The following is a 20,806-nucleotide window of genomic DNA, read 5'->3' as shown; positions in this document are numbered from 1 at the left end:
CCGACGCCGGGGGACCTCCCCCGCGCCAGCAAAACGGCGCGGGGGCCGGCAGGCCATTGCTCGGGCGCAAGGTCGTTGTAGACTGAAAATACTGGACGAGGCGACGGCGGCCTTCCGAAGCACCACATCGGGCCGCGCGCCGCTTCTCCGAACCGTCGCGCGCGGCGCGACGAATGCTTGCGAAAACAGGGCGTGGTCCGGGCGCTCGCGTCCGGGCCATATCGCGCACGCCGACGGCCCCGTCGCGCCCCGGCGTCGTCGCCGCCCCTCTCGACGACGGGAGACGCCCCATGTCGTTCCGCGGATTATTCATCGCGGTCCTGCTGAGCACGGCCATGATCGTGTCGGCCTTCGTGCTCCAGGCGAAGCGGCCGAGGGTGGAGGTCGATCGGCCGTCGGCCGACCTGGTGAAGGCCACCGGCAAGTGCGCCGACTGCCACCGCAAGGAGACCTCGGCGGTCGTCCATGAGTTCGAGATGAGCCGCCACGCCAAGGCGGGCGTCGTCTGCCTGGACTGCCACCAGCCCACCAAGGGCCAGGAGCCCTACGACCACAAGGGCTTCACGATCACCCGGAAGCTAACCTCCAACAACTGTCGCGCCTGCCACGAGCAGCAGGTGGACGAGTACATGAAGAGCCGGCACGCCGCGCCCGCGTGGGCCGCGGTCACGGGAGCCGAGGACTTCACGCCGGAGCAGATCGCCTTCGCCGAGGCCATCCATCCGGGGGCGGTCGACCGCCCGGCCCACCCGCTGGTGGCCGTGCAGGGGGCGGCCTCGATCAACAAGGGTTGCCGGCAGTGCCACGACATCGGCAAGCCGAATCCGGACGGGTCCATCGGCTCCTGCACCGCGTGCCACGCCCGCCACGTCTCGTCGGTCGAGCTGGCCCGGATGCCGGAGACCTGCGGCCAGTGCCACATGGGTCCCGACCACTCGCAGCTCGAGATCTACCACGAGTCGAAGCACGGCGTCCTGTTCAATGTCCAGCGACACATCATGAACCTGAACGCCCGGCCCGAGAAGTTGACCACCGAGGACATGCCCGTCCCCACCTGCGCTACCTGCCACATGAGCGGCCTGGAGGGGGAGAAGTTCACCCACGACGTGACCGAGCGGCTTTCGTACTTCCTCTTCGACCCCATCTCCCAGCGACGGCCCAACTACGAGGCGGGTCGGCGCAACATGAAGGCCATCTGCCTGAAGTGCCACACGAACCCCAAGATCCAGGAGTTCTACGGCGGGGCCGAGGCCGTCGTCCGGTCGACGAACAAGCTGGTGAAGGAGGCCGACGAGATTCTCGCCGGGTTGCGGAAGGAGAACCTCCTCACCCCCGAACCGTTCGACGAGCCGATCGAGTACCTCCACTTCGACCTTTGGCACTACGGCGGGCGGACCGCCAAGCACGGCGCCTACATGGGCGGGGCCGATTTCGTCCAGTGGCACGGCTACTACGAGATCGTCAGCAAGCTGACCGAGCTGAAGAAGTCGGCCGAGGAGATCCGCGAGAAGGCGGGCAAGACCCCCGAGGAATCCGCTCGCGCCGCGGAGGCCGCCCAGGCCGCCGCCGAGGCCGCCGTCGAGGCCGCGGAGGCCGCCGCCAAGGCCGCCGGGGAAGCCGCCGGGAGGGCCGCCGAGGCCGCGCGGGGGGCGGACCTCCCCGCGGACGTCTTCACCCCGGGCGCGAACGACCAGCCGGGAGGCGCGGCCGATGCTTCGAACACTCCGAAGTAAGCCCTGGCTCGCCCGTCCCCTGTTCTGGACGGAAGTCTTCGCGATCATCAACGTCGGGTTCATCGGGTTCGACGTCGCGATCGCCCACCAGATGAACGCCTTCGAGCATTCGTCGGAGTACATCCCGGTCTTCTACTCGATGGCGGCGGCCCCGCTGCTCATCGTCGCGATGATGCTCGGCGGGCCGGAGCCGGCGACGAGGCGGGCGCGTCCGGAGGGCTACGCCCCCTGGCGCGTCTCGCTGTCTCGCCAGATCGGGCTGCTGGTCGGGTTCGGGTCGCTCGTCGTGGGGATCGCCGGGCTGATCCTCCACCTCCGCGCCGACTTCTTCCAGAACATGACGCTGAAGAACCTGGTCTACACCGCCCCGTTCGCCGCTCCGCTAGCCTACGCCGGCATCGGCTTCCTCATCATGCTGAGCCGCATGGCGGACGGCCGGACGCGCGAATGGGCGTCGTGGGTCGTCGTGCTGGCGGCCGGCGGCTGGGCGGGGAACTTCGTCCTGAGCCTGGGCGACCACGCGCAGAACGGGTTCTTCCACCCCAGCGAGTGGACCAGCGTCATCGGCGCGGCGATCGCCTTCGGGTTCATGACCGCCGTGCTGGTCGTCCCGGACAACCGCCCGCTGCGGCTGCTCGCCGCGGGCGTCATGATGCTCCAGATGGCGGTCGGGCTGGCCGGATTCGGCCTGCACGTTTACGCCAACCTGGCCCGCCCCTCGGCGACCCTGTGGGCCTCGTTCCTCTACGGGGCCCCGGCGTTCGCCCCCCTGCTGTTCAACGACCTGGCGCTGCTGGGGCTGCTGGGCATCTGGGCGCTGGCGGTGAACCGGAACGGGGAACCGGCCCGGGCCGAGGTCGAGCTTCAGCCCGTCGCCTGAGCCGGAGTCGCCGATGGACCTGGAAAGCTACTTGAAGGAGCCCGTGTCGGTGGACCGCCCCCGTTCCAGCGGGTGGCTGTCCGCCGGCCGGCTGGAAATTCCTAGCGGCGTGATCGTCGTCGCGGACCCGACGTTCCTGTTCCACGCCGAGCCGATCGAGGTCGGCGCGGGGACGTTCGAGGTCGAGGTGAAGCTCTCCGACTTCGCCGGCCGCCGGGTGGTCTCCCGACTCCGCGCCACCCGCGCCCCCGGCGGGGCGGTCGGCGACCACGTCCAGCGCTTCATCGTGGATTCCGGCCGCGTCGGCCTGGCCGACGTCGACCGCTTCCACGCCGAGACCGAGCCCCTGGACGACGCCGGCTATCAGGCGTACATCGCCGGGACCAAGGGGGACGAACTCGTCGGGACGCTCCATCCCGACGGCCCTTCCCCGCTCCTTTACGCCCAGACCGGCTTCGGGAGCGGTGCCTACCTGGTCCGCGAGATCGTCCGCGACGGCGAGCGCGTCGGCCTCCAGGTCGTGTTCGCCGACCTGGACGTGGATGAGGCGGACGACGGTTGAATCGGCCGACCGGACGCGGGGAAACCCGCGGCGTGGTTGCGAGAATCCGGCGGCGGGGGATAATGGAAGGTGGATAAGCCCCGGAACGCCGCCGATGGTGAGCACCTTGAGCCTGAGCATCCGCCGGATCGATTGCGCCCGTGACGACGCCCGCGAGGCCATCGCCTCGCTGCGCCGGGAGTTGAGCCCCAAGGGGAACGTCGTCAGCCCCGAGGGGAAGGCCCGCACCGCGGCCGTCTTCGGCGAGCCCCTCTCGCCCCCCCAGGTCGTCGAGCGGATCTGCGAGCACGTCGCCGGGCGCGGGCTCGAAGCCGTCCTCGACTACACGCGGAAGCTCGACGGGGTGGACCTGAAGCCCGAGGAGGTCCGCGTCTCCCGGGCGGAACTCGACGACGCCCACCGCCAGGCCGACCCCGGATACCTCGCGACCATCGCCAGGATCCGCGAGAACGTCCTGACCTACCAGCGGGCCATCCTGACGAAGGACGTCCACGTCGAGCCCAGGCCGGGCGTGCGTCTGGGACTGCGATACACCCCGCTGCGTCGCGTGGGGGTCTGCGTGCCCGGCGGCGCGGCGGCCTATCCGTCGACGCTCCTGATGACCGTCGTCCCGGCGCGGGCGGCGGGCGTCCAGGAGATCGCGGTCGTCGTCCCGCCCACGAAGTTCGGCGGCTACAACCCGCAGCTGCTGGCCGCCTGCCGCGAGCTGGGCGTGGACGAGGTCTACCGCGTCGGCGGGGCGCAGGCCGTCGCGGCGCTGGCCTACGGGGTCGAGGGGATCCCGGCGGTCGACAAGATCGTCGGCCCCGGCAACCTGTTCGTCGCGCTGGCGAAGAAGTACGTCTACGGCGAGGTCGACATCGACAGCATCGCCGGCCCCAGCGAGGTCGTCCTGATCGCCGACGCCTCCGCGGAACCCGAGTACATCGCCGCCGACCTCATCAGCCAGGCCGAGCACTCCCCCGGCGCGAGCATCCTGCTGACCTGGGCCCCGGGCATGGTGGGGCGGGTGGCGGACGCCCTGGAGAGGCAGCTCGCCGAGTTGAGCCGCGGCGACCTGGCCCGCGACAGCCTGGAGAAGTTCGGCGCGCTGATCGAGTGCGTCGACGAGGACCAGGCCGTCGCGCTCTCGAACATGTTCGCGCCCGAGCACCTGCACATCTCGACGGCCGACCCCGAGCGGCTGCTGCCCAGGCTGACCGACGCCGGCGCGGTGTTCCTGGGGCACCTCACGCCGGTCGCCCTGGGGGACTACGCGGCCGGGCCGTCGCACGTCCTGCCCACCAGCGGCACGGCGCGATGGGCCTCGGGCCTGTCGGCCAACGACTTCCTGCGGCGGACGAGCCTCATCGGCGTCGACGCCCGCGGCCTGTCGGCGCTCGCGCCCGACGTCCGCCTCCTCGCCGACGTCGAGGGCCTCACGGCCCACCGCCACAGCGTCGACGTCCGCGCGGCGAGGATCGAGCGGCCCTGACCCCCACCCGACGGAGCCGACCCGTGAGCGACCCGAAACCCCGGTTCACGATCCGCCCGGCCGCGCCCGACGACGTCGAGACGCTCGTGAACCTGATCCGCGAGCTGGCCATCTACGAGAAGCTGGAGCAGCTCGCCAAGGCGACCGCCGGCGACCTCCACAAGCACATGTTCGGCGCCCGCGCCTTCGCCGAGGCCCTGATCGCCGAGGTCGGCGGGGTCCCCGTCGGCATGGCGCTGTTCTTCCACACGTTCTCCACCTTCCGCGGCCAGCCCGGGCTCTACCTGGAAGACGTCTTCGTGCAGCCCGAGCACCGCAACCTCGGCATCGGCAAGGCGCTGCTGGGCTCGCTCGCGAGGATCGCCCGCGAGCGCGGCTGCGGGCGGCTGGAGTGGGCGGTCCTCGACTGGAACGAGCCGGCCATCGCGTTCTACAAGTCGGTGGGGGGCGTCCCGCTCGAGGAGTGGACGACCTACCGCATCGCCGACGAGGCGCTCGATCGGCTGACCCAATTCGCCCCGAAGCCCGAATGAACGCCAGCAAGGAGCCCCGGAAGGTGGACAGTCCCTCGGTCCCTCGCCCTCGCGTCCTCCCCCACATCGCCGCGATGGAGGGCTACGTCCCCGGCGAGCAGCCCCAGGGGGGCTCGTTCATCAAGCTCAACACGAACGAGAATCCCTACCCGCCCTCCCCCCGGGTGAAGCGGGCGCTGGTCGACGCCGTGGGCGACCGCCTGCGTCTCTACCCCGACCCGAGCGGCCGGGCCTTTCGCGAGACGGCCGCCGCGCTGCACGGGGTCGAGCCCGACATGATCCTCGCCGGGAACGGCTCGGACGACCTCCTGACGATCCTGACCCGCGCGTTCGTCGGCCCCGGCGACCTGGCCGCCTATCCGACCCCCAGCTACCTCCTCTACTCGACCCTCGTCAAGCTCCAGGACGGCCGCGAGCACGTCGTCCCGTTCGACGACGCCTGGAAGCTGGACGTCGACGGCTTCCTCGCCCCCGGCGTGAAGCTGGCCTACCTCGCGAACCCCAACAGCCCCTCCGGCACGGCCCTGTCGCCGCCCGAGGTCGCCCGCCTGGCGGAGCGACTGGAATGCCCGCTGGTCGTCGACGAGGCCTATGGCGACTTCGCCCGCGAGAACTGCGTCTCGCTGGTGAAGACGCATCCGAACGTGATCGTCACCCGGTCGTTCAGCAAGGGCTACAGCCTGGCCGGGATCCGCCTGGGCTACCTGATCGCCGACCCGGCGATGGTGTACGAGCTGGGCAAGGTGAAGGACTCGTACAACTGCGACGCCCTCAGCCTGGCGGCCGGCAAGGCGGCGCTCGAGGACCAGGATTACCTGGCGGAGACTCGCGCGAAGATCCTCGCCACCCGCGATCGGCTGACCGTCGCGCTGCGGGGATCGGGCCGGGCCGTCACGGACAGCCAGGCCAACTTCGTCTGGGCCACGGGCGGCCCGTCGCCCGAGGAGACCTTCCAGGAACTCAAGCGCCGGAACGTCTTCGTCCGCCTGATGCGCTACCCCGGCTACCCGGCGGGCCTCCGCGTCAGCGTGGGGACCGACGCGGAGATCGACCGCTTCCTTGAGATCCTGCGGGAGATCGGCTGACACACGCCCGGTCGGAGCGATCCCAAGTCGTCCGGGAATACGCCCACCTTCTCCCCTCGTGGGAGAAGGTGGCCGAAGGCCGGATGAGGGGGTCGTCGCGAAGGCATCTGGCCACGCCCCCCTCATCCGCCCCTCCGGGGCACCTTCTCCCACGAGGGGAGAAGGGAGGATATCGCTCTCCCGCTTCCGATGAACGACGTCAGGCGACGATCTCGTGGACGACGCGGCCGTGGACGTCGGTCAGGCGGAAGTCGCGGCCGGCGTAGTGGAAGGTGAACTTCTCGTGGTCGAAGCCCAGTAGGTGGAGCATCGTGGCGTGGAGGTCGTGGACGTGGACCTTGTCCTCCACGGCCTGGAAGCCGAGTTCGTCGGTGGCGCCGTGGACGTGGCCCTTCTTCACGCCGCCGCCGGCCATCCAGGCGGTGAAGCCGTAATGGTTGTGGTCGCGGCCGTTCATCTTGCCGGCGTTCGCGCCGGGGGTCGGCAGTTCCACGGTCGGCGTGCGGCCGAATTCTCCGGTGCAGAGGACCAGCGTCTCGTCCAGCATCCCGCGCTGCTTGAGGTCGAACAGGAACGCGGCGATCCCCTGGTCGCACTGCCGGGCCAGGGTCCGGTGGCCGGTTTCCAGGTCGTCGTGGTGGTCCCACGGCTGGCCCTCGCCGTGCCAGAGCTGGACGAACCGCACCCCGCGCTCCAGGAGGCGGCGGGTCGCCAGTAGCTGGCGGGCGTGGACGCCGGGGCCGTAGAGGTCCAGGACGTGCTGGGGCTCGCGCTGGACGTCGAATGCCTCGGCCGCCTCCGACTGCATCCGGTACGCCAGCTCGAACGACTGGATCCGCGACTCCAGGTCGGCCTCGTGCTTCCGACGCTCCAGGTGCTCGCGGTTCAGCTCGGCCAGCAGGTCGAGCTGCGCCCGCTGGGTCCGGGGCCCCGCGCCGTGGTTGCGGATGTGGGCGATGAGCTTCTCGACGTCGGTGTTGTTGGTGTCCAGGTAGGTCCCCTGGAATACGCCGGGGAGGAACGCCGACTGCCAGTTCTGGGACTCGGCGATCGGGTATCCGCCGGGGCACATCACCAGGAAGCCGGGGAGGTTCTGGTTCTCCGTCCCCAGCCCGTAGAGGACCCACGAGCCCACGCTGGGGCGGGCCTGGCGCGACTCGCCGCAGTTCATGAGCATCAGCGACGGCTCATGATTGGGGACGTCGGCGTGCATCGAGCGGATCACGCACAGCTCGTCGGCCATCTGGGCCGTGCGCTCGAACAGCTCGCTGATCTCCAGGCCGGACTCGCCGTGCTTGCGGAACTTGAACGGCGACCCCAGCGCCGCGCCGGTCTTGCGCTCCGTCGGCAGGTTCGAGGGGACCTCCTTGCCGTGGTACTTCGTCAGGGCCGGCTTGGGGTCGAAGGTGTCGACGTGCGACATCCCGCCGTTCATGAAAAGGTGCACGACCCGCTTGGCCGTCCCCTTCCCCGGTGCCGAACGCGGGAGCAGCGGGTTGGGCGAGGACGTCGCCGGGGCGGCCGCGCGGGCGGAGCCGCCGATGAGGCCGGTCTCCGTCATCAGCGCCCCCAGGGCCAGCGAGCCGAAACCGACGCCGGAGCGGCAGAGCATCTCGCGGCGGGTCGCCACGCGGTCGGTGAGACGATCGGGGGCGTGCGACATGATTGGACTCCTCGCGTCGATCAAGGTCCATCGTTCGGGATCGTTCGCGGCGTCCCCCCGCGGAGGGGGGAAGACGCCGGACGGATCGTCCATGGATATCAATCCACGTACAGGAATTCGTTGGTGAGCATCAGCACCTGGGCCAGCCTCGCCAGCGGCGGCGCCTCGGGCTCCCCCTCGGCGGCCGGGGCGTCGAGGAACGCGACGGCCAGGGACCGCTCGCGGTCGTCGGGCCGACGGCCGAGGACGCGCTCGTACACGGCGACCACCGGGTCGCCCGCCCCCGCCGCGTCGTCGGCCAGGCGGCGCGCCTGGGACTGGACGAAGGGGCTGTTCATCAGGAACAACGCCTGCTGCGGGACGGTGGTGACGAACCGCTTGGGGTTGGTGGAGTCGGGGACGGCGAAGTCGAACGATCGGTAGACGCCGTCCATGTTCTGGCGGTCGATGAAGCCGTAGATCGTCCGCCGCGGCGGGTTGGACGATCCGTCGAACGCCACCGAGGGCCCCCCCTTCGCCAGGTCGAGCGAGCCGGCTACGGCGAGGATGGAGTCGCGCAGGGCCTCGAAGTCGAGCCGCTGGCGGTTGAACCGCCAGAGCCAGCGGTTGCGGGCGTCCTTCTCCAGGCAGTCCTCGCGCAGCTCGCTCGCCTGCTGGTAGACGTTCGACAGCATGATCCGGCGGTGCAGTCCCTTGATCGACCAGCCGTCGGCGATGAACCCGGCGGCCAGGTCGTCCAGCAGGTCGGGGTGCGACGGCGGGTCGGACTTCACCCCGAAGTCGCTGGGGCTGTCGACCAGCCCCTCGCCGAAGTGCCAGCGCCAGACCCGATTGACGATCACCCGGGCCGTCAGCGGCGCGGCCTGGCCGACGATCGCCTCGGCCAGCTCCAGCCGGCCGCTCCCCTTCTCGAACGGCTTGCGGTCGGGCCCGCTCAGGATCTGGAGGAACTGGCGTGGGACGACCTTGCCGGGGCGGCCGGCGTTCCCACGGATGAAGACGCGGGGTTCGGTCGGCTCCGGGGCGTCGTTCATGACCATCGCCCGGCGGATCTTCCCGGCGGCCTTCTTGTCGACGTCCGCGACCGCCTGCTCCAGCTTCCGAAGCTCCTCGCGCTGGGCCCGGTCGATCAGGAACCTGTCGTCGGCTTCCTTCGGGGTCAGGAGGCCCTCGGGGCCGTGGATCGCCACGCGGAGCGATTCCCACGCGGCGTCGGCCAGGGGCTCGCCCCGCCTGTCGCCGGCGGAGTCCAGCCGCTCCTCGACGCCCGCGAGGAGGGTCGCGTAGCAGGCGGCGACGTCGTCCATCCCGGACAGGCTCGCGTCCCGGAGGGTGGTGAGGAGCAGCGGGTGGACCGAGCCGGCGGCGGCCTTCTCGCGCTCGTCGAGCTTCGCGAGGACCTCGCCGGCCTTGCCTGAGAACTCGTCCTTGGGCAAGTCGCGGAAGAGTCGCCAGGGGGCCAGCACCGGGTCGTTCTCGGCGGCGGCCGCGTCGAGGCGGGTTTTCCAGAGCCGGCCGGCGATCCGGACCCGCTGGGGATTCAGGTCGTCGCGCTTCGCCCGCTCATCGACGTTCTGGGCGCGGAGATCGAAGTTCACGTCGTGCGCCGCGCGGAGGTAGAGCGAGCCCCGCGCCTGGAGGTCGGCGACGACCTCGGCCCGACGTGCGGCCTTGTAGTCGTCCCGGTTCTTGCGGGCCTCGGCGAGCTGGGCCTCGATTTCCCGGATCTCGGCCGATTCCTCCCCGCCGTTGTCGAGCCGGGGGAGTTCGGCGGGCTCGATCGAGCTGGCGAAGACGCCATAAAGCGAGTAGTAGTCGTCGGTCGGGATCGGGTCGAACTTGTGGTCGTGGCAGCGGGCGCAGGCGACGGTCATGCCCATCAGCCCCCGGGTCACCAGGTCGATCCGGTCGTCGATGATCTCGTTCCGGTCCTGGAGGAACCGCCGGCCGACGGTCAGGAAGCCCATCGCCGCCAGCTTGCTCGGGTCGCCGTCGTCCGGCAGGTGATCGGCCGCGATCTGCTCGACGACGAAGCGGTCGAACGGCTTGTCATTATTGAAGGCGTCGACCACGTAGTCGCGGTAGGTGAACGCGTAGGGGTACTTGCGTTCCTCCTGGAAGACGTACCCCTTGGTGTCCGCGTAGCGGGCGACGTCCAGCCAGTGTCGCCCCCAGCGCTCGCCGTACATGGGCGAGGCGAGCAGCCGGTCGACGACCTTCGCGAAGGCGTCCGGGGATTCGTCGCGCTCGAACGCCTCGATCTCCGCGGCCGTCGGGGGGACGCCGATCAGGTCGATCGACGCGCGACGGAGCAGCGAGCGGCGGTCGACCGGCGGGGACGGGGTCAGCCCCTCGGCCTCCAACTTCGCCAGGATCCGGGCGTCGATCGAGGTCTTCGCCCACTCGCGGTCGCGCACTTCGGGGACCGGGGCATCGGCGAGGGGCTGGAACGCCCAGTGGTTTTCGACGGCGTCCGCGTCGGAGGCGGAGGGGGCCTCGCCCCACGGGGCGCCCATCTCCACCCAGCGGGTCAGCGCCTCCACCTGGGCGTCCGGCAGACGCTCCGTCGGCGGCATCTTGAGGTCTTCGTCCTCGGCGTGCGAGAGCGCGAGGACCAGGAGCGATTCCGACGGATCGCCGGGGACCACGGCCGGACCGAGCGATCCCCCCTTCAGGAGCGCCTCGCGGCTGTCGACGCGGAGGTCGGCCCGCTGCTTCTCCGGGCCGTGGCACTGCTGGCAAGACTCCACCAGCACCGGCCGCACCGAGGTCTCGAAGAAGGCCACGGCCTCCGGGCTCGGCCTGGCGTCGCCGCCGGGCTCGGCCGCGCCGGCCGTCGCGAGGGAGCAGACGACCAGGCCGAGGAGCAAGCGGGCTGGAGGGGCCCCACCATGGGCGTTGAATCTCGTCATGGGTCGATTCCACTCCTCCGCTGGGGGTCGGGGGGGGCTCGGTCGACCGGGCGTCGACGGCGCGAGGCGGGGCCGCGTGGCGCGGCGCGTTGGGCGTGGCGGACCGCGCGGCGTTAAGCCTTCGCGGCCCTAACGAGGTTCATCATGGACGCGCCGGGGGGGGAAATCAACCCCGGATGTTGGAGCTTGATTTTACAACTCGGCCCCCCCTAGACTGTGGACTGACCGGTCAGTCCCCCCTAGCATTCCTTCATCATGAACACCCCGCCGCCCCCCAGAACGCGGAGTCGCGACTGCGACGCCCGCCGCGAGGAGATCCTCGCGATGGCGACGCAACTCTTCGCGGAGCATGGGTTTTCGGACGCCATGACGCAAGATCTGGCCGACCGCCTGGGCGTCGGCAAGGGGACGATCTACCGCTATTTCCCGAGCAAGCGCGAGCTGTTCCTGGCCGCGGCCGATCGGGTCATGCGGACTTTGACGGCCGAGGTCGACGCGAGTATCGCCGATATCGAGGACGGGATCGAGCGGATCGAGCGGGGGGTGACGGCGTTCCTGACGTTCTTCGCCGAGCGGCCGGAATACGTCGAGCTGCTGATCCAGGAGCGGGCCCACTTCCGCGACCGGACCCGGCCGACGTACATCGAGCATCGCGAGGTCCGGGGCCGGAAATGGAGCCGGCTCTACGGGGAGATGAGGGAGGCCGGGCGGATCCGCGACATGGACCCTGAGCGGATCAGCGACGTGGTCGGGAACCTGATCTACGGCACGATGTTCACCAACTATTTCGCGGGGCCGGGGAAGCCCGTCGCCGAGCAGGCGCGGGACATCCTGGACGTGGTCTTCCGGGGCATCCTCTCGGATCCCGAGCGGGCCCGGCTCGCGGGGGAAGACCCCGCGTCGCGATCGCGGGCGGATACCTGATGGCAGGAAGGGGACGAGGGCTTATGGACCGTCACGCCTTGTTCGGCCTGGCGATGCTGGCGTGCGGCGCCCTTTCGGGCTGCGGCAGCGCGGCGTCGTCGACCTCGCCGGCGGCCAGGCCGCCGGATCTCGTGCTCTACGACCGGCCGGTCTCGCGCGAGGTGCTCGACTTCGAGACGTTCCCCGGCCGGACCGAGGCGGTCATGTCGGTCGAGATCCGCTCGCGGGTCTCGGGGTACCTCGACCACGTCTACTTCCAGGACGGCCAGAAGGTGGAGAAGGGGGAGGTGCTCTTCCAGATCGACGCCCGGGAGTTCCAGGCGAAGGTCGACCAGACCCGGGCGGCCGTGGAGCAGGCCGAGGCCCGCGCCAAGCGGCTGGAGAGCGAGTTGCAGCGCGGCAAGGCGCTGTACGATCGCGGCATCTCCATCAGCCGCGAGGAGCTGGACCGCCACGTCTACGACCACGCCGAGGCGGTCGCGGCCATCGGCACGGCCAAGGCCGAGCACGACCTGGCGATGCTGAACCTCCAGTTCACCCGCGTCTCCTCCCCCATATCCGGGCGGCTGGGCCGCCGGCTGGTCGACCCGGGCAACCTGGTGCAGGCCGACATCACCGCGCTCACCACGGCCGTCAGCCAGGACCCGATGTATGTCTACTTCGACGTCCACGAGGCTGCCATGCTGCGGATCCGCAGGCTGATCCGCGAGGGTGCCGTCGACGCGGCCGACGAGCGGCGCGTGCCGGTCGAGATCGCCCTGTCCGACGAGGCCGACTTCCAGCACAAGGGGGAGGTCGACTTCACCGATAACCGCGTCGACCTGAGCACAGGCACCCTGCGCTTCCGCGCCCGGCTGGACAACCCCTCCGGCCTGTTCCAGCCCGGCCTGTTCGTCCGCGTGAAGCTCCCGATCGGCGACCCCCACCCGGCGACGATGATCCCGGAGGAGGCGCTGACCTCCGACCAGGGGCAGAAGAAGGCGTACGTCCTGAGGCGTGCAACGAAGGACGGCGCCCCGGCGTTCTTCGAGGACAAGCAGGGCAAGCCCCTGCTCGACCGCAAGGGGGAGCCGATCCCCAGGTACACGCACGAGCTGGTCGACCTGGGGCGGATCGGCGTGCTGGTCGACGGCTGGCGCGAGGTCGAGCGCGGGGTGGGCCCCGACGACCTGGTCGTCGTCCGCGGGCTCCAGAAGCTGCGCAAGGACTCGCCGGTGACGGCGCGGCCCTTCGACCCCGAGGCCGACGCCGCCCCCCCGCCGGCCATCCCGACCGAAGGGGCCGCGGCCGGCGAACCGGCCAAGCCGGCGGCCCCCAAGGCCTCCCCCGCCCCCGCCCCCGAGCGTTGACCGGGGGGCCCCGCGTCCCCCTCCAAGCCCCCGCGCCCCCGGCGAGAGCTTCCCTTGTTCACGCGCTTCTTCATCGACCGGCCGGTCTTCGCGTCGGTGATCTCCATCGTGATCACGCTGGCCGGGGCGCTGTCGCTGTACAGCCTGCCGGTGGCGATGTTCCCGCAGATCGCCCCGCCGACGGTCATGGTCATCTGCCAGTACCCCGGGGCCGACGCCCAGGTGGTCGCCGACACCGTCGCCGCGCCCATCGAGGAGAAGGTCAACGGCGTCGACGGCATGATGTACATGTCGTCGCAGTCGACCAACTCCGGCAACTACACCCTCACCGTCACGTTCAAGCCGGGCGTCGACCTGAACCTGGCGCAGGTGCTGGTGCAGAACCGGGTGGCGCTCGCCGAGCCCATGCTGCCGGACGTCATCAAGGCGACCGGGGTCACCACCCGCAAGCGCTCGCCGGACATCCTGCTGTCGATCGCCCTCTACTCCCCGGACGGCCGCTACGACCAGCTCTACATCAGCAACTACGCGCTGATGCAGGTGCGCGAGGAGCTGGCGCGGCTCCCCGGCGTCAGCGACGTCGGCGCGCTGGGGACTCGGCACTACAGCATGCGGGTCTGGCTGGACCCGGACAAGATGGCCGTCCGCGGCCTGAACGCCGGCGACGTGGCCGCGGCCCTGCGCGAGCAGAACATGCAGGTGGCGGCCGGCTCGCTGGGCCAGCCGCCGACCGGCGGCGGCCAGCGGACCCAGGTCACGATCGACGCCCTGGGCCGCCTGGATGACGTCGAGCAGTTCCGCGACATCATAATCAGGACGACCGACGACGGCCGGATAGTCCGGATCCGCGACGTCGCCGAGGTCGAGCTGGGGGCCCGCAACCTCGACATCGACAGCGAGATCGACGGCATGCCCATCGCCAACATCGCCGTCTTCATGCTCCCCGACGCCAACGCCCTGGAGACCGCCGACCTCGTCCACGCCAAGATCGCCGAGCTGAGCGAGGACTTCCCCGACGGCCTCGACTACATGATCCGGTACGACACGACCCCGATCATCCGCGAGTCGATCCAGGAGGTCTTCAAGACGCTGCTGGACTCCGTCGTGCTGGTGGCCCTGGTGGTGCTGCTGTTCCTCCAGAACTGGCGGTCGGCGCTCATCCCCCTCGTGGCCGTGCCGGTGGGGATCGTCGGCACGTTCGCGGTCATGCTGGCGATGGGCTTCAGCCTGAACAACCTGACGCTGTTCGGGCTGGTGCTGGCGATCGGCATCGTGGTGGACGACGCGATCGTCGTGGTGGAGTCGGTCGAGCACCACATCGAGAGCGGGCTGGCGCCGCGGGCGGCCACCATCCAGGCGATGTCCGAGGTCTCGTCGCCGATCCTGGCGGTGGGGCTGGTGCTGACGGCGGTCTTCGTCCCGGCCGCGTTCATCTCGGGGATCACCGGCCAGTTCTTCCGCCAGTTCGCCCTGACCATCGCCTCGGCCACGGTCCTATCCACGATCAACTCGCTCACCCTCAGCCCGGCCCTGGCGGCGATGCTGCTGAAGCCCCGAGAGAAGGGTAAGCACCAGGCCTTGCCGCGGATCGTCCTGGCGGGGATCGGCGCCTGGATCGGCCACGCCCTGGTCGCCCCGTGGGTCGTCCCTCACGTCTCCGGGGCCGGGCCCGACGGCGTCCAACGGGCGGCGCTGCACGACGCGGCGATCGACGCCCTCCAGCGCCTCGGCGCGGGGCCCGACGAGGTGGCCGACGCGCTCACGGCCATCCCGCTGGCCATCCTGATGTGGACGTTCGCCGGGCCGATCAACCGCCGCGTCGGCGGGTTCTTCGAGCGGTTCAACCGGGGCTTCCTGGCGACGGCCGGCGCGTACTCGCGGCTGGTGGGGGGGCTGCTGCGGGTCTCCCTCCTGGTCTTCCTGGTCTACGCCGGTCTGCTGCTGCTGACCTACGACATGTTCACCAAGACCCCGCGGGGATTCGTCCCGTCGCAGGATCTCGGCTACATGATGGTGAACGTCCAGTTGCCGGACTCGGCGTCGCTGGAGCGGACCCGCGACGCGATGCGGAAGATCGCGGCGACGGCGAAGGCCGAGGACGGCGTGTCGACGACCGTCGCGGTCTCGGGCCAGTCGCTCCTGCTCAGCGCGTTCGGCTCGAACTTCGGGACGATGTTCATCAACCTGCACCCGTTCTCCGAGCGCCGAACCGACGACCTGTACTACCAGGCGATCATCGACCGGCTCCGCGGGAAGCTCGCGGCGGCGGTCCCGGAGGCCAACATCGCGATCCTGGGGCCCCCGCCGATCCGCGGCGCCGGCCGCGCCGGCGGCTGGATGATGATGGTTGAGGACCGCGGCGACATGGGCCCCGAGGCGCTGCAGCGCGAGGTCGAGCGCCTGGTGGCCGCGGCCAATCCCGGCCCGACCGGCGGCGGCATCGACGTGAACGGCGCGAGCATCCCGGCGGAGGCGGCGGACTCCCCCGAGACCACGCCCGGGGCGTCGGGGCCGGCGGCGTGGCTGGAGGCCCTGCTCCCCTCGGGCCAGGACGCGGGGCGACCCGCCGTGGAGGGGCTGACCTCGGTCTTCCGCGCCAACGTGCCGCAGATCTTCCTCGACGTCGACCGCGACGCCGTCCTCACCAAGGGGCTGGCCCTGCGCGACGTCTTCCAGTCGTTGCAGGCGTATCTCGGGTCGCTGTACGTCAACGACTTCAACCTGTTCGGGCGGACCTGGCAGGTCGTCGTCCAGGCCATGCCCAGCCACCGCGACCAGGTGGACGACGTCTCCCGCCTCCACGTCCGCAACGACCGCGGCGACATGGTCCCCCTGGGGGCCGTGGCCCGCGTGGAGGAGGTCAACGGGCCGCTGATCCTCACCCGCTACAACATGTACCCGGCCGCCTCCATCAACGGCGCCGCCGCGCCCGGGATCAGCTCCGGGACGGCCATCGCCGCCATGGAGCAGTTCGCCGCCCGCGAGCTGCCGCCGGCCATGAGCTTCGAGTGGACCGAGCTGGCCTTCCTGGAGCGGCAGGCCGGCGCGACGGCCCTGTACGTCTTCGCCTTCTCGATCGTGATGGTCTTCCTCGTCCTCGCCGCCCAGTTCGAGAGCTGGTCGATGCCCCTGGCCGTGATCCTGGCCGTGCCGCTCTGCGTGCTCAGCGCCCTGACGGGGGTCCGCAACAGCGAATGGCTGGGCGTCCACAACGCGGGGAAGGACGTCAACATCTTCACGCAGGTGGGCCTGGTGGTCCTCGTCGGCCTGGCGAGCAAGAACGCGATCCTGATCGTGCAGTTCGCCAAGCTGATCCGCGCGCAACGAGGGCGGCCGATCCGCGAGGCCACGCTGGAAGCGTGCCGGCTGCGGCTGCGGCCGATCATCATGACCTCGCTGGCGTTCATCCTCGGCGTCGTCCCCCTGCTGTACTCCCACGGGGCGGGCGCGGAGATGCGGAAGTCGCTCGGCGTGGCCGTCTTCAGCGGCATGCTGGGCGTCACGCTCTTCGGCATCGTCCTGACCCCCGTGTTCTTCTACGTGATCGACTCCGTCAGCGAGTCCCGCCCGTTCTCCTCGCCGCGGATCCGAGCCGTCGGCTCCGCGACGCTGGACCTCCTGACTCTCCGCTTCCTCTGGCGCCCCGCCTGGAAGCTGGCGGCGCGCGCCGCGACCCGCGCCGGCCGTGTCAAGCCGAAGCCCGACGACCCCGACGAGACGTGAGGCCGACGTGTTCTCCCGATTCTTCATCGACCGACCGATCTTCGCCTCGGTGCTCTCGATCGTCGTGACGCTCGCCGGCGCCGTCACGCTCTGGACGCTCCCGGTGGCGCAATACCCGGACATCACGCCGCCGACCGTCGAGGTCTCGGCGTACTACCCCGGCGCCAACGCGCAGGTCGTCGCCGACACCGTCGCCGCGCCGATCGAGCAGCAGGTCAACGGCGTCGAGAACATGCTGTACATGTCGTCGCAATGCACCAACGACGGCAACTACACGCTCACCGTCACGTTCAAGCCGGGCGTCGACCTGAACATGGCCCAGGTTCTCGTGCAGAACCGCGAGGCGCTCGCCGAGCCCATCCTCCCGGAGCTGGTGAAGCGTCGCGGCGTCTCGGTGACGAAGAAGTCGCCGAGCATCCTGATGATCATCAACGTCTACTCCCCCGACGGCTCGCGGGACAACCTCTACCTGAGCAACTACGCCACCATCCAGCTCCGCGACGAGCTGGCCCGGCTCGACGGCATCGGCGACATCACCTACCTCGGCCAGCGCAACTACAGCATGCGGATCTGGCTGGACCCCCAGAAGATGTCGTTCCGCGGCCTGAGCGCCCCGGACGTGGTCCGGGCGATCGAGCAGCAGAACATCCAGGTCGCCGCCGGCCAGCTCGGACAGCCGCCGGTCGACACCGGCCAGGCGTTCCAGTACACCATCACCACCCTCGGCCGCCTCTCCGACGTCGACCAGTTCTCCGACATGATCCTCAAGGCCGACCCCAGCGGCGGCGTCGTCCGCCTGAGCGACGTCGCCGAGATCGAGCTGGGCGCCCAGGGGTACGACCAGATCTGCACCCTGGACGGCCGCCCGACCGTCGCCCTCTCGGTCTACCAGCGCCCCGGCTCCAACGCGCTCGACGTCGCCCGCTCGGTGCGCGAGAAGATGGAGGAGCTGAAGGAGCGCTTCCCCGACGGCATCGACTACGCCATCGCCTACGACACCACCCCGTTCATCACCGAGTCGGTGGACGAGGTCTTCAAGACCCTCCGAGACGCGGTGATCCTCGTGGCCATCGTGGTCCTGCTGTTCCTCCAGAACTGGCGGTCGGCGGTCATCCCGCTGATCGCCGTGCCGGTGGCGGTCGTGGGCACGTTCGCGGTGATGTCGGCCCTGGGGTTCAGCCTGAACAACCTGACGCTGTTCGGGCTGGTGCTGGCGATCGGCATCGTGGTGGACGACGCCATCGTCGTGGTGGAGGCGGTGGAGCACCACATCGAGCGCGGGCTCTCCCCGCGCGACGCGACGATCAAGGCGATGGAGCAGGTCTCCTCGCCGGTGATCGCGGTGGGGCTGGTGCTGACGGCGGTGTTCGTCCCGGCCGCGTTCATCACCGGGATCACCGGGCAGTTCTTCCGCCAGTTCGCCCTCACGATCGCCACGTCGACCTTGATCTCGGCGTTCAACTCGCTGACCCTCAGCCCCGCCCTCTCCGCGATGCTGCTGAAGCCCCGCGCCAAGGGGGCGTTCGAGGCGCTGCCGCCGTGGGCCTACGCCCTGCTCGGCGCCTGGGCGGGCGTCACCTGGCTGGGGCCGTTCGCCGCGGCCGGCGTCCCGGCCGCCACGTCGGCCGGCCTGTCGGGGTTCCTGACGCCCGATCGCGTGGGGATGCTGCTGGGGGGCGGGGCCGGCGCGCTCGTCGGCTGGCTGCTCGGCCCCCCGCTCAACCAGCTGCTGGGAGGCGCGTTCGCGCTGTTCAACCGTGGCTTCGACGCCGCCGCGGCGGGCTACACGCGGGCCGTCGCCGGGCTGCTTCGCGTCAGCTTCGTGGTGCTCCTGCTGTACGGGGCCCTCCTGGGGGCGACCTACTGGGGCTTCACCCGCACCCCGTCCGGGTTCATCCCGTCGCAGGACAAGGGCTACCTCCTGGTGAACGTCCAGCTCCCGGACTCCTCCTCGCTGGAGCGGACAGGCGACGTGATGAGACAGGCGGAGTCGCTGGCGCGCCAGATCCCCGGGGTGACGCACAGCCTGGCGATCGCCGGCCAGTCGATCCTGATGAACGCCAACGCGCCCAACTTCGGCGCGATGTACGTCATGCTGGACGACTTCCACCACCGCGCCGCCGAGAACCTCTCCGGCCCGGTCATCGCCGCCCGGCTCCAGGAGGCGCTCCGGGAGCGGATCCACGACGGCGAGGTCGACGTCTTCGACGCCCCGCCGGTCGACGGCCTGGGGACCGCCGGCGGCTTCAAGATCGTCCTGGAAGATCGCGGCGACCTCGGCGATAGCGAACTGGAGGCCATCGCCCGCCGGGTCGTCGCCGCCGGGGCGGCCTCGCCGCTCCTGGAGGGGCTGTTCACCAGCTTCCGGGCCGACACGCCCTGGCTGTTCCTGGACGTCGACCGCGAGAAGGCCAAGCTCCTGGGCGTCTCGCTGGGCGACCTGTTCAACACCCTCCAGGTCTACCTGGGCTCGCTCTACGTCAACGACTTCAACCGATTCGGCCGCACCTGGCAGGTCAACGTCCAGGGCCTGGCCGATTTCCGACGCGAGCGCGACGACCTCTCCGGGCTCCAGGTGCGCAACGAGGACGGCGGCATGGTCCCGCTAGGGTCGCTGGCGACGATGCGCGACGCCAGCGGGCCGGTCCTCATCCTCCGCTACAACATGTACCCCTCCGCGGCCGTCAACCTCCGCCCCGCCCCGGGCGTCTCCTCGGGGCAGGCGCTCGACGAGATGCAGCGCATCGCCGCCGACGAGTTGCCCCGGGCCATGCGCGCGGAGTGGACCGAGCTGGCCCTGCTCCAGCGGCAGACGGGGAACACGGCCATGTTCGCCTTCGCGCTGGCGGTGGTGCTGGTCTTCCTGGTCCTCGCCGCCCAGTACGAGAGCTGGTCGCTCCCCCTGGCGGTGATCCTCGTCGTGCCGATGTGCCTGCTCTGCTCGACCGTCGGCGTCAACATGGCGAGCATGGACGTCAACATCTTCACGCAGGTCGGCTTCATCGTGCTGGTGGGCCTGGCGTGCAAGAACGCCATCCTCATCGTCGAGTTCGCCAAGATGCGACGCGAGGACGGGGCGTCGGCGTTCGACGCCACCCTCGAGGCGTGCGAGCTGCGGCTGCGGCCGATCATCATGACCTCGCTGGCGTTCATCCTGGGAGTCGTCCCGCTGGTCCTCGCCTCCGGCGCCGGCGCCGAGATGCGTCAAACCCTCGGCGTGGCCGTCTTCAGCGGCATGCTGGGCGTCACCCTCTTCGGCATCTTCCTGACCCCGGTCTTCTACTACGTCATCCAGCGAATCTCCGACCGCCGACTCGCCCGCCGCGAGCCCTTGACGGGCGACTCCGACGCCGAGCCGGCCGGTGGCGGGCCGACAAAGTGAGCGCGACCCCCGCCGCCACGCCCGCGTTCCACGTCGTGCTGGTCGAGCCCGAGATCGCCGCCAACGCCGGCGCGATCGGCCGGACGTGCGTGGCCGTCGGCGCGGCGCTCTGGCTGGTCCGTCCCCTGGGGTTCCTGCTGGACGACCGCATGGTCCGCCGCGCCGGGCTCGACTACTGGGAGCACCTGGACCTCCGCGTCGTCGATTCGATTGACGAGGTCGTCGCCGCGCTGGGGGTCGACCGCCTCTGGTGGTTCTCCACCAGGGCCGACCGCCCGTACACGGACGCCCCGTTCCGCCACGGCGACGCCCTGGTGTTCGGCCCCGAGAGCCGCGGCCTGCCGAGGCGGCGGATCGAGGCGGCCGGCGACCGCGCCGTCCGCATCCCCATGCGGCCCGAGGCGCGCAGCCTGAACCTCGCCAACGCCACGGCCGTCGGCCTCTACGAGGCCGTCCGGAGGGCCGACGCGGGGGATTCCGCCCCCGTCTCCCACCTCTCGTCTTGAATGCGCGGGGCCGTATCAGCATAATGATCGGATGCGCGGCCCCACGGCCGCTTTTTCGATGGGCGAAGCGCGGCGGGCCC

General features: G+C 70.6%; 13 protein-coding genes. 11 read left to right on the top strand and 2 right to left on the bottom strand.

Features of this window, described 5'->3' with window-relative positions:
- The first annotated feature begins 290 nt into the window (after positions 1–290).
- From WG209_RS06075 to hisC, 6 genes are all read left to right on the top strand, one after another.
- Positions 291–1,733, top strand: coding sequence for an ammonia-forming cytochrome c nitrite reductase subunit c552 (locus WG209_RS06075; RefSeq protein WP_337174120.1), 1,443 nt, complete (start codon positions 291–293; stop codon positions 1,731–1,733).
- On the top strand, positions 1,711–2,613 hold the full coding sequence (locus WG209_RS06070; protein ID WP_337174119.1) for a hypothetical protein: 903 nt from the start codon (positions 1,711–1,713) through the stop codon (positions 2,611–2,613). Before WG209_RS06075 ends, WG209_RS06070 begins: the two co-directional genes overlap by 23 nt.
- A gap of 13 nt (positions 2,614–2,626) precedes the next feature.
- Positions 2,627–3,175, top strand: a complete 549-nt coding sequence (locus tag WG209_RS06065) for a hypothetical protein (RefSeq protein ID WP_337174118.1) — start codon at positions 2,627–2,629, stop codon at positions 3,173–3,175.
- 94 nt (positions 3,176–3,269) lie between these two features.
- The gene (hisD, locus tag WG209_RS06060) at positions 3,270–4,649 is read left to right on the top strand and encodes a histidinol dehydrogenase (RefSeq protein WP_337174117.1); all 1,380 of its coding nucleotides are present in this window, start codon (positions 3,270–3,272) and stop codon (positions 4,647–4,649) included.
- A gap of 23 nt (positions 4,650–4,672) precedes the next feature.
- Entirely contained in the window at positions 4,673–5,182 is a 510-nt protein-coding gene (locus WG209_RS06055; RefSeq protein ID WP_337174116.1) for a GNAT family N-acetyltransferase, read from the top strand.
- The gene (gene hisC, locus WG209_RS06050) at positions 5,179–6,267 is read left to right on the top strand and encodes a histidinol-phosphate transaminase (protein WP_337174115.1); all 1,089 of its coding nucleotides are present in this window, start codon (positions 5,179–5,181) and stop codon (positions 6,265–6,267) included. Before WG209_RS06055 ends, hisC begins: the two co-directional genes overlap by 4 nt.
- Positions 6,268–6,466: 199 nt before the next feature.
- On the opposite strand, the gene WG209_RS06045 is transcribed toward hisC, so the two are convergent.
- Both WG209_RS06045 and WG209_RS06040 read right to left on the bottom strand, forming a co-directional pair.
- Entirely contained in the window at positions 6,467–7,930 is a 1,464-nt protein-coding gene (locus WG209_RS06045) for a DUF1501 domain-containing protein (RefSeq protein ID WP_337174114.1), read from the bottom strand.
- 98 nt (positions 7,931–8,028) lie between these two features.
- Positions 8,029–10,842, bottom strand: coding sequence for a PSD1 and planctomycete cytochrome C domain-containing protein (locus WG209_RS06040; RefSeq protein ID WP_337174113.1), 2,814 nt, complete (start codon positions 10,840–10,842; stop codon positions 8,029–8,031).
- Between the two features lie 324 nt (positions 10,843–11,166).
- Between WG209_RS06040 and WG209_RS06035 the strand changes: the two genes are divergently transcribed.
- Genes WG209_RS06035 through WG209_RS06015 form a run of 5 tightly spaced genes read left to right on the top strand, consistent with a single transcriptional unit; the run spans position 11,167 to position 20,726 of the window.
- The gene (locus tag WG209_RS06035; protein WP_337174112.1) at positions 11,167–11,766 is read left to right on the top strand and encodes a helix-turn-helix domain-containing protein; all 600 of its coding nucleotides are present in this window, start codon (positions 11,167–11,169) and stop codon (positions 11,764–11,766) included.
- Positions 11,767–11,789: 23 nt separating this feature from the next.
- Positions 11,790–13,115, top strand: a complete 1,326-nt coding sequence (locus tag WG209_RS06030) for an efflux RND transporter periplasmic adaptor subunit (RefSeq protein ID WP_337174111.1) — start codon at positions 11,790–11,792, stop codon at positions 13,113–13,115.
- A 54-nt stretch (positions 13,116–13,169) separates the two neighbouring features.
- Complete coding sequence (locus WG209_RS06025; RefSeq protein ID WP_337174110.1) at positions 13,170–16,838, top strand: efflux RND transporter permease subunit; 3,669 nt, start codon at positions 13,170–13,172, stop codon at positions 16,836–16,838.
- Between the two features lie 7 nt (positions 16,839–16,845).
- Positions 16,846–20,220, top strand: a complete 3,375-nt coding sequence (locus WG209_RS06020) for an efflux RND transporter permease subunit (protein ID WP_337174109.1) — start codon at positions 16,846–16,848, stop codon at positions 20,218–20,220.
- Positions 20,217–20,726, top strand: coding sequence for a tRNA (cytidine(34)-2'-O)-methyltransferase (locus WG209_RS06015; protein ID WP_337174108.1), 510 nt, complete (start codon positions 20,217–20,219; stop codon positions 20,724–20,726). Before WG209_RS06020 ends, WG209_RS06015 begins: the two co-directional genes overlap by 4 nt.
- Positions 20,727–20,806: the final 80 nt, after the last annotated feature.

The organism is Paludisphaera sp. (genome assembly GCF_037189885.1).
In the GTDB taxonomy this organism is placed as follows: Bacteria; Planctomycetota; Planctomycetia; order Isosphaerales; family Isosphaeraceae; genus Paludisphaera.
The sequence above is the reverse complement of the archived record's forward strand: the minus strand, read 5'-3'. Positions and strand labels throughout refer to the sequence as shown.

Coding starts and splice junctions, on each gene's coding strand:
- WG209_RS06065 (WP_337174118.1), top strand. CDS start 2,627: ATGGACCTGGAAAGCTACTTGAAGGAGCCCGTGTCGGTGGACCGCCCC.
- WG209_RS06045 (WP_337174114.1), bottom strand. CDS start 7,930: ATGTCGCACGCCCCCGATCGTCTCACCGACCGCGTGGCGACCCGCCGC.
- WG209_RS06035 (WP_337174112.1), top strand. CDS start 11,167: ATGGCGACGCAACTCTTCGCGGAGCATGGGTTTTCGGACGCCATGACG.
- WG209_RS06075 (WP_337174120.1), top strand. CDS start 291: ATGTCGTTCCGCGGATTATTCATCGCGGTCCTGCTGAGCACGGCCATG.
- hisC (WP_337174115.1), top strand. CDS start 5,179: ATGAACGCCAGCAAGGAGCCCCGGAAGGTGGACAGTCCCTCGGTCCCT.
- hisD (WP_337174117.1), top strand. CDS start 3,270: ATGGTGAGCACCTTGAGCCTGAGCATCCGCCGGATCGATTGCGCCCGT.
- WG209_RS06070 (WP_337174119.1), top strand. CDS start 1,711: ATGCTTCGAACACTCCGAAGTAAGCCCTGGCTCGCCCGTCCCCTGTTC.
- WG209_RS06030 (WP_337174111.1), top strand. CDS start 11,790: ATGGACCGTCACGCCTTGTTCGGCCTGGCGATGCTGGCGTGCGGCGCC.
- WG209_RS06040 (WP_337174113.1), bottom strand. CDS start 10,842: ATGACGAGATTCAACGCCCATGGTGGGGCCCCTCCAGCCCGCTTGCTC.